This window comes from Streptomyces sp. NPDC050636, from assembly GCF_040654775.1.
Lineage (GTDB): Bacteria > Actinomycetota > Actinomycetes > Streptomycetales > Streptomycetaceae > Streptomyces.
Map to the genome: position 1 here is coordinate 1 of NZ_JBFAIP010000160.1, position 9513 is coordinate 9513.

The following is a 9513-nucleotide window of genomic DNA, read 5'->3' on the forward strand; positions in this document are numbered from 1 at the left end:
GCCTCGGACGCACCGATCGCCGCCATCGCACCGCCCGTGGGCAGTTCCTGCATCAGCCGTGCACGCGCCGCCACCAGTCGGCAGGCATCCTGCAGCGACAGCACCCCAGCCACATACGCAGCCGCCACCTCACCCACCGAATGACCCACCACCGCGTCCGCGACCACACCGGCCGCCTTCAGCACCGCAGCCAGAGCCACCTCGAACGCGAACAGACCCGCCTGCGCATACAGCGTCTGATCCGTCAGACCCTCGTCGATGCCGTCCGCTCCCAGGACGACATCGCGTACGGAATCACGAACGGACGCCCCCAACTCCAACTCAAGGAGCCCACACACCCGATCAAACGTCTCGGCGAACACCGGACTGCCCTCATACAGCGACCGCCCCATGCCCAACCACTGCGAACCCTGACCCGCGAACACCAGACCCACCCGGGCACCCTGCCGAGCGACACCCGACACCACCGAACCCGCCGACACACCACCGGCCAGGCTCTCCAGACCAGTCAGCAGCCCCTCACGCTCACCGCCCACGACCACGGCCCGGTGCTCGAACGCCGACCGCGTCGTAGCCAACGACCAGCCCACATCCACCGGATCCAACTCCGGCCGGGCCGCAACCCACTCCCGCAACCGGCCCGCCTGCGCCACCAACCCCTCCGCAGACCGACCCGACACCACCCACGCACGGGCACCCGACACCACGGGGGCGACGTGCTGTTCTCCGCTCTCCCCGCTCTCCCCGGTGTCCGCGGAAACCTCGGTCGCAGCGGGCTCAGGGGCCTCTTCGACGATGACGTGGGCGTTGGTGCCGCTGATCCCGAACGCCGACACACCGGCGCGCCGCGCACGCTCCCCGGCGGGCCACGGGACCGCTTCGGCCAGCAGCCGCACCTCACCCGCCGACCAGTCCACGTGCGGCGACGGCTCGTCCGCGTGCAACGTCCGCGGCAACTGCTCGTGCTGCAGCGCGAGCACCATCTTGATGACTCCGGCCATTCCGGCGGCCGCCTGGGTGTGACCGATGTTCGACTTCACCGAACCCAGCCACAACGGCCCCTCCCCGGCCCGCTCCTGGCCGTACGTGGCCAGCAGCGCCTGCGCCTCGATCGGGTCGCCCAGTGGGGTCCCCGTACCGTGCGCCTCCACCACATCCACGTCACTGGCCGACAGCTGGGCGCTGGCGAGGGCCGCGCGGATCACCCGCTGCTGGGACGGGCCGTTGGGCGCGGTGAGACCGTTGGACGCACCGTCCTGGTTGATTGCGCTGCCTCGTACCACCGCCAGCACCCGATGCCCCTTGCGCCGGGCTTCCGAGAGGCGTTCCAGCACCACCATGCCCGCGCCCTCGCCCACGCCCATGCCGTCGGCGGAGGCCGAGAACGCCTTGGACCGTCCGTCCTTCGCCAGCCCGCGCTGCCGGGCGAAGCCCACCATCTCCCAGGGCGTCGCCATGACCGAGACCCCGCCGACCAGCGCCATCGAGCACTCCCCCGACCGCAGCGCCTGCGCGGCCATGTGCAGCGCCACCAGCGACGAGGAACACGCCGTGTCCACCGTCACCGCCGGGGCCTCAAGACCCAGCACGTAGGAGATGCGGCCGGAGATGATGCTCGTCGCGTTCCCGGTCACCAGGTGACCCTCTACCTGCCCGGTGCCGTCCTGCCCTGCGAGCTGGAGGCTGGCCAGCGCGTAGTTCGACGAGTACCCGCCGATGAAAACCCCGGTGCGCGAGCCGCGCAGCGACGCCGGGTCGAGGCCGGTGGACTCCAGAGCCTCCCAGGACAGTTCGAGCAGCAGCCGCTGCTGCGGGTCCATCGCCACCGCCTCACGCGGGCTGATTCCGAAGAACCCCGCGTCGAACTCGGTCGCCTGATGGAGGAATCCGCCCTCGCGCGAGTAGGTGGTCCCGGCGTGCGCGGGATCGGGGTCGAACAGGGCCTCCGTGTCCCATCCCCGGTCCTGCGGGAATCCGGAGATGCCTTCGCCACCCGCGGCCAGCAACTGCCAGAGCTCTTCGGGGGTGTTCACCCCGCCGGGGAAGCGGCAGCTCATCGCCACGACGGCGATGGGCTCGCCGTCGGTGGCCGCGGCGGCCGGCACATCCGGGACCGCCGGGTTCTCGGCCAGGGCGCCGAGCAGCGTCATCCGCAGGTGTTCGGCCAGCACCGTCGGGTTGGGGTAGTCGAACATCAGCGTTGCGGGCAGCCCGAGACCCGTCACCGTGGCGATACGGTTCCGCAGCTCGACCGAGGTCAGGGAGTCGAAGCCCATCTCGCTGAAGGCGCGGCCGGGTTCGACGTCGTCGGAACTGGAGTGGCCGAGCACAGCGGCGGCTTCGTCCCGGATCGTGTCCACGAGCATCCGGTCCTGCTCCGCCCGCGACAGGCCGGTCAGCCGCTGGGCCAGCTCGCCTTCGGCCCGCGGCCCGCTGCTCTCGGTCCGCAGCGCCGCCTTCAGCTGCTGGACGTCCGGCAGGTCGCGCAGGAGCGGTACGTTCAGGAACTCCGCCTGGCCGGGAGCGGCCGCGAGTGCGGGCAGGTCGAGGTCCATGACGGTCAGTACGGTGTCCGGGCCCGCGAGTGCCCCGCCCAGTGCCTTGACCGCCGGGTCCGGGTCCATCAGGACCTCCCAGCGATTGCGGCGCAGCCGCTGCCGGGCCGCATCGCTGGCCTGGGACACGCCCTCGCCCGCCCAGGGGCCCCAGGCCACCGAGAGCGCGGGCAGGCCCCGGGACCGTCGGTTCTCCGCCAGCCCGTCCAGGAACGCGTTCGCGGCCGCGTAGTTGGCCTGGCCCGCGCCGCCGAAGGTGGCCGCGGCCGAGGAGAACAGCACGAACGCGTCGAGGTCGAGGTCCGCGGTCAGTTCGTCGAGGTGGGCGGCGCCTGCGGCCTTGGCCGAGAGCGCGGTGGCCAGCCGGTCGGCGGTCATCCGGTCGAGCACGCCGTCGTCGAGCACGCCCGCGGTGTGCATGACCGCTGTCAGCGGCGGCCCGCCCGCTCCGATGCGGTCGATCAGTCCGGCCAGGTCGGCGCGCCGGGCGCTGTCACAGGTGCTGACCTCGACGTGGGTCCCGGCGGCCGCCAGGCTCGCGGCCAACTGCACGGCGCCGTCGGCGGCGGGTCCGGACCGGCTGGCCAGGACGAGCCGCTTCGCATCACGGCCGGCCAGCCAGCGGGCCACATGCCCGCCGATCGCACCGGTCCCGCCGGTGATCAGTACGGTCCCGCGCGGCGTCCAGTCCTGGCTCGCCCTCGGCTGCGGGGCGCGGGTCAGACGGCGGCCCAGGATTCCTGCGGGCCGGATCGCCACCTCGTCCTCGTCGCAGCCGGCGAGCACCGCGCACAAGCGGCTTGCGGCTCGTTCGTCGAACACGGCGGGCAGGTCGATCAGACCGCCCCAGCGTTCCGGCTGCTCCAGGGACACGACACGGCCGAGTCCCCACGTCTGCGCCTGCACCGGGCTGGTCAGCACGTCGCCCGGCCCGGTGGCTGTCGCCCCGGAGGTGAGCATCCACAGCGGCGCGGCGATCCCGGCGTCGGTCAGCGCCTGCAGCAGGGTCAGCGTGCCGAGCACTCCGCCGGGCACCGCGGGCCGTGCCGCGGTCGGCGTCTCGTCCAAGGCCAGCAGTGACACCACTCCGGCCACGCGCGCCGGTGTCTCCCCGTCGGCGCAGGCCTGCAGGGTCCGGGTGATGTCGGCGGCCAGCTGCTCGCGCTGCGCCGTGTCCGGCTCGACCTCGACGACCTCCGTCCCGGCGCCCCGGGCGGCGAGAGCTCGTATGCACGCCTGGGTCAACTCCTCGGTGCGGTCGGCCCGGTCGGCCGGGACCGCCACCAGCCAGGTGCCGGTCAGCCTGACCGGTGCCGGGTCGGTGAGGGGAGTCCAGGTGACCCGGTACCGCCAGTTCCCGGTGACGTCCCTCTCCCGTTCGCGGCGTCGCCAGGACGCGAGCGACGGGAGCACCTCGCTGAAGGACCGCTGTCCGTCCACCGCCAGGGTGTCGGCCAGGTGTTGCAGGTCCCCGCCCTCGACCGCCGCCCAGAAGCGGGCCTCGGCCTCCGTTCCCGCACCGTCCCCGCCGACCGCCGCCGGGGTGGCCACGCGGGACGCCGCGAGCCAGTACCGCTGGTGCTGGAACGCGTAGGTGGGCAGGTCCGTGCGCTGTCCGGCGGGCAGCACCTGCTGCCAGTCGACGGTCGTGCCGGCCACGTGCACCTGCGCGAGCGCCGTCAGCAGCCGCCGCGGGCCGCTGTCCTCGCGGTCCAGCGTCCCCGTGATCACCGGGACGCCGACCGTGCTCATGTCCTCGATCGTCTCGGCGATGCCGGTGGTCAGCACCGGCTGCGGGGACACCTCGATGAAGGTGCGGTTCCCGGCCGCGGCCAGCTCCCGGATCGCCTCGTCGAAGCGGACCGTCCGGCGGACGTTGGCGAACCAGTACCCGGGGTCCAGATCCGGGCCGTTCATCCACCGGCATTCCACGGTGGAGAACAGCGGGATCCGTGCGGCTCCCGGCTGGATCCCCGCCAGGCTTTCGGTCAGTTCCCCGGCCAGTTCCGCTATCCCGGCCGAGTGCGCCACGAAGTCGGTCACCGGGATCGGCCACCGCATGACGTGCCGGGCCGAGAGCTCGGCCCCGAACTCCGCCAGGGCGTCCGTCTCGCCGGAGACCACGGTGGCGGCGGGTCCGTTCACCGCCGCGACGGACAGCCGGTCGCCCCACGGGGCCAGCAGCTCGCGTACCGCCGCGGCCGGCATCACGACGGAGAGCATCCCGCCGCCGGTGCCGAGCCCGGACAGCGCCCGGCTGCGCACCGCCACGACCTTGGCGGCGTCCTCCAGCGACAGGATCCCCGCCACCGTGGCCGCCGCGATCTCGCCCTGGGAGTGGCCCACCACCGCGCCCGGCGTGACGCCGGCCGCCTCCCACACGGCGGCCAGCGACACCAGCACCGCCCACAGCGCAGGCTGGACCACGTCGGCCCGTTCGAGGGCGGGTGCGCCGTCCGCTCCGGCCAGCACCTCGGCGAGGGACCAGTCCACGTACGGTTCCAGGGCCCGTGCGCACTCGGCGAGCCGGGCCGCGTACACCGGCGACGACTCCATCAACTCCCGGCCCATGCCTGCCCATTGGGCACCCTGGCCGGGGAAGACGAACACCGCCTCGCTCGCTTCGCCGGCCGCGGCCGTCCCGGTGACGACACCGGGGGCGGGCTTCCCGGCCGCCACCGCGGCCAGGCCCTGGGCCAGTTCCTCGCGTCCGGTGCCGGTCACCACGGCCCGGTACTCGAACACGGAGCGGGTCGCCGTCAGCGACCGCGCCACGTCCGCCGGGTTCAACTCCGGGCGCGCCGCCATGTATTCGGCGAGGCGGGCCGCCTGCACCCGCATGCCGTCCGCCGTCCGGCCGGACACCACCCAGGCGCAGGTTCCGGGGGCGTCGAGGGCCGCGGGGGCCTCGTCCGGCGCTCCGGCGCCCTCGATGTCCGCGGGGGTCTCGTCGTCGGTGGGCTCGGGGGCCTCTTCGAGGATGATGTGGGCGTTGGTGCCGCTGACGCCGAACGAGGACACACCGGCCCGGCGCGGGCGGCCGTCGACCTCCCACGGCCGCGGCTCGGTCAGCAGCCGTACCTGACCCGCCGTCCAGTCCACGTGCGGCGACGGCTCGTCCGCGTGCAGCGTCTGCGGCAGCTGCTTGTGCTGCAGCGCGAGCACCATCTTGATCAGTCCGCCGATGCCGGCCGCGGCCTGGGGGTGTCCGATGTTGGACTTCACCGACCCCAGCCACAGCGGCTGTCCCTCCGGCCGGTCCTGGCCGTAGGTGGCGATCACCGCCTGTGCCTCGATCGGGTCGCCGAGCACCGTCCCGGATCCGTGCGCCTCCACCACGTCCACATCGGCGGTGGACAGCTGTCCGCTGGCCAGGGCCGCGCGAATCACCCGCTGCTGCGACGGGCCGTTGGGCGCGGTCAGACCGTTGGACGCGCCGTCCTGGTTCACCGCGGAGCCACGCACCACGGCCAGCACCGGGTGTCCGTTCCGCCGGGCGTCCGACAGGCGCTCAAGCACCACCATGCCCGCGCCCTCGGAGATGCCCATGCCGTCGGCGTCGGCCGAGAACGACTTGGACCGGCCGTCGGGGGCGAGCCCCCGCTGCCTGCTGACCCAGACGAACAGGTCGGGGGTCGCCGCCACGAACGCCGCGCCGGCCAGCGCCAGCGTGCACTCCCCGGACCGCAGCGCCTGCGCGGCCAGGTCCACCGACACCAGCGCCGACGAGCAGGCCGTGTCGACCGTCACCGCCGGGCCCTCCAGTCCGAGGGTGTAGGAGATCCGCCCGGAGAGCACGCTGGTCGTGATGCCCGTCAGCAGGTGCGCGTCCAGGCCCTCCTCGGAGTCGACGGCCATGCCGTATCCCGTGAAGCTCGCGCCCGCGAACACGCCGGTCCGGCTGCCGCGCAGCGACGAGTGGACGATGCCCGCCCGCTCCAGGGCCTCCCACGACGTTTCGAGCAGCAGCCGCTGCTGCGGGTCCATGGCCAGCGCCTCACGCGGGCTGATCCCGAAGAACCCCGCGTCGAACTCGGCCGCGTCATAGACGAACCCGCCCTGACGCACGTACGACGTCCCGTCCTGATCCGGATCCGGGTCGTACAGGCTGTCCAGGTCCCATCCCCGGTCCTGCGGGAACGCCCCGATCGCGTCCGTGCCCGAAGCCAGCAGCTCCCACAGCTCGTCCGGGTTTCTGACCCCGCCGGGGAAGCGGCAGCCCATGCCGACGATCACCACCGGATCGTCGTCCGAAGGCGCCGTGCTCACCGGTACGGCGCCGCTCCCCGCCTGGGTACCCAGCAGTTCGGAGCGCAGGTATCCGGCGAGCACTGACGGGCTCGGGTAGTCGAAGAGCAGCGTTGCGGGCAGTTTGAGGCCGGTGCGGGCGCCGAGCCGGTTGCGGAGCTCGACGGCGGTCAGGGAGTCGAAGCCCAGGTCGCTGAAGGCCCGACTGCTCGCGATCGCTTCCGGGGAGGAGTATTCGAGCACCGCTGCGGCTTCGGTCTTGATCAGGTTGACCAGTGTCCGGTCCTGCTCGGCGGTCGGCAGTTCTGCCAGCTGCCGCTGCAGGGTCGTGCCGGCGTCCGGGTCGACGGCCGCGCCGCTCCCGGCCGTGTCCGCGTCGGCGTCGTCCAGTGCCTGCCGGACCTCGGGCAGGCTCTCGATCAGCGGGCTGGGCCGCCGCAGCGTGAACGGCGGGGCGAACCGCGCCCAGTCCACGTCCGCGACCGTCACCAGCCCTTCGCCGCCGTCCAGGACTTGGGCCAGCGCCTGGACGGCCAGGGCGGGGCTCATCAGCCGCAGCCCGCGCCGCTCCAGACGGACTCCGTCGTCCCCGGAGCTCATCGCACCGCCGTTCCACGGGCCCCAGGCCACCGAGGTCGCGGTCTTCCCCTCGGCAAGGCGTCTCTCCGCCAGCGCGTCCAGGAAGGCGTTCGCCGCGGAGAATCCCGGCTGCTGGCCGCCGCCCCAGACGGCGGCAACCGAGGAGAACAGCACGAACGCGTCGAGGTCCAGATCCGCGGTCAACTCGTCGAGCCAGGCCGCCGCGTCCGCCTTCACCGCGAGCACCGGGGCGAGCTCCGCGACGTCGATGTCGTCGATCGGCCGGTCGTCGATGGCCTCCGCGGTATGTACAACGGCGGCCAGCGCGGGGCCGGTCGTCCCGGCCCAGTCCACCACTCCGGCCAGCTCGGCACGCTGCCCGGTGTCGCACACCACGACGTCCACGGAGGCGCCCTGGACGGCCAGTTCGGCGACCAGCTCCGCGACGCCGGGGGCGGCGGGCCCGGTGCTGCAGGTCAACACCAGGCGGGGCATGCCCCGTTCGGCCAGCCAGCGTGCGATATGCCCACCGATCTCACCGGTGCCGCCGGTGATCAGGGCGCTTCCGCGCGGCTTCCAAGGCGCCTCGGAACCGTGCGACTGCGGGATTCGGGTCAGCCTGCGGCCCAGGAGTCCGGTCTCCCGGATCGCGACCTGGTCCTCACCACAACCGGCCACCACCGCCGCAAGGCGCGCACCCGTACGTTCATCGAATACGGCGGGCAGGTCGATCAACCCGCCCCAGCGGTCCGGGTGTTCCAGCGCGACGACCCGGCCCAGACCCCACACCTGCGACTGCACCGGACCGGCGGGCGCCTCACCCGAGACAGCCGCGACGGCGCCACGGGTGAGAACCCAGAGCGGTGCGGTCACTTCGGCATCGCCGAGGGCCTGCACCAGGGCAAGCGTGCCGGCCAGCCCCCGGGCCACTACCCCGCGGTCCGGCAGCGGCGTCTCGTCCAGCGCCAGCAGCGAGACCACACCCACCACCGTGGTAGGCCCCGCATCCTGCAACGCCGCACCGAGCGCCGCGGCCACGTCGGCACGGTCCACGGCAGCGGCCGGTACCTCGGCCACGACGGCGTCGGCACCGCGGGCGGCCAGCGCCGCCACACATCCCCGCGTCAGATCGCCACCAGCCGTTCCAGCCGGGGTGACGACCAACCAGCTCCCGGACAGCACACCCGGGGCCTGCTCGGCGACCGGCGCCCACGTCACGCGGTAGCGCCAGTTCGCGGTCACCGACCGGTCCAGCTCACGGCGCCGCCAGGACGCCAACGCGGGCAGCACCTCGCCGAGCTGCTTCCGGTCCTCGATCGCCAGCGTCTCCGCGACCCCGGCCAGGTCGCCCCCTTCGACGGCGGCCCAGAACTGCGCCTCGGCCGCCGTACTCGCACCATCGCCACCCGCCGGAGTGGCGGACTCGGCCTGGGACTTGAGCCAGTACCGCTCGCGCTGGAAGGCGTACGTCGGCAGGTCAACCCACTCGCCGGCGGGCAGGACCGTCTTCCAGTCCACGGGCAACCCGCCGACATAGGCGTGTGCGAGTGAGGTGAGCAGACGGATCGCGCCGCCGTTGTCCCGCTCCAGCGTGCCCACGGCCAGTACGTCGGCGGTACCCGCGTCCTCGGCGGTCTCCGCCACCGACGCGGTCAGCACCGGATGCGGCGACACCTCCACAAACGACCCATACCCCCCACCGAGCAGAACCCGTACGGCCTCCTCGAAGCGGACCATCTGCCGCAGGTTCGCGTACCAGTACGCGGCATCGACCTCAGTACCGGTCACCCACTCACCCGTGACGGTGGACACCATCGGCACCCGACCGACCTGCGGAACGATCCCGGCAAGCTCCTTCTCCAGCACCACCGCCAACGGCTCCACCAAAGGCGAATGCGCCACAAAATCCGTCTCCGGGATACGCCAACGCAGCACATGCCGCGACGCCAACTCCCGCTCGAACTCCACCAACGCCCCCGGCTCACCCGACACCACCACAGCCGCGGGACCGTTCACCGCGGCCACCGACAACCGCTCACCCCACCCGTCCGCCAACTCCCGCACCGCCTGCGACGGCATCACCACCGACACCATCGAGCCCTCAACCGACAGACCCGACAACGCACGAGAA

The 9513-nt window shown here is 73.0% G+C and carries 1 protein-coding gene; it reads right to left on the reverse strand.

Going from position 1 to position 9513, the window contains the following annotated elements; translation table 11 throughout:
• Nucleotides 1-9513, reverse strand: a 9513-nt coding sequence (locus tag AB0I10_RS38975) for a type I polyketide synthase (RefSeq protein WP_363157491.1), incomplete at both ends; no start/stop codon positions are given.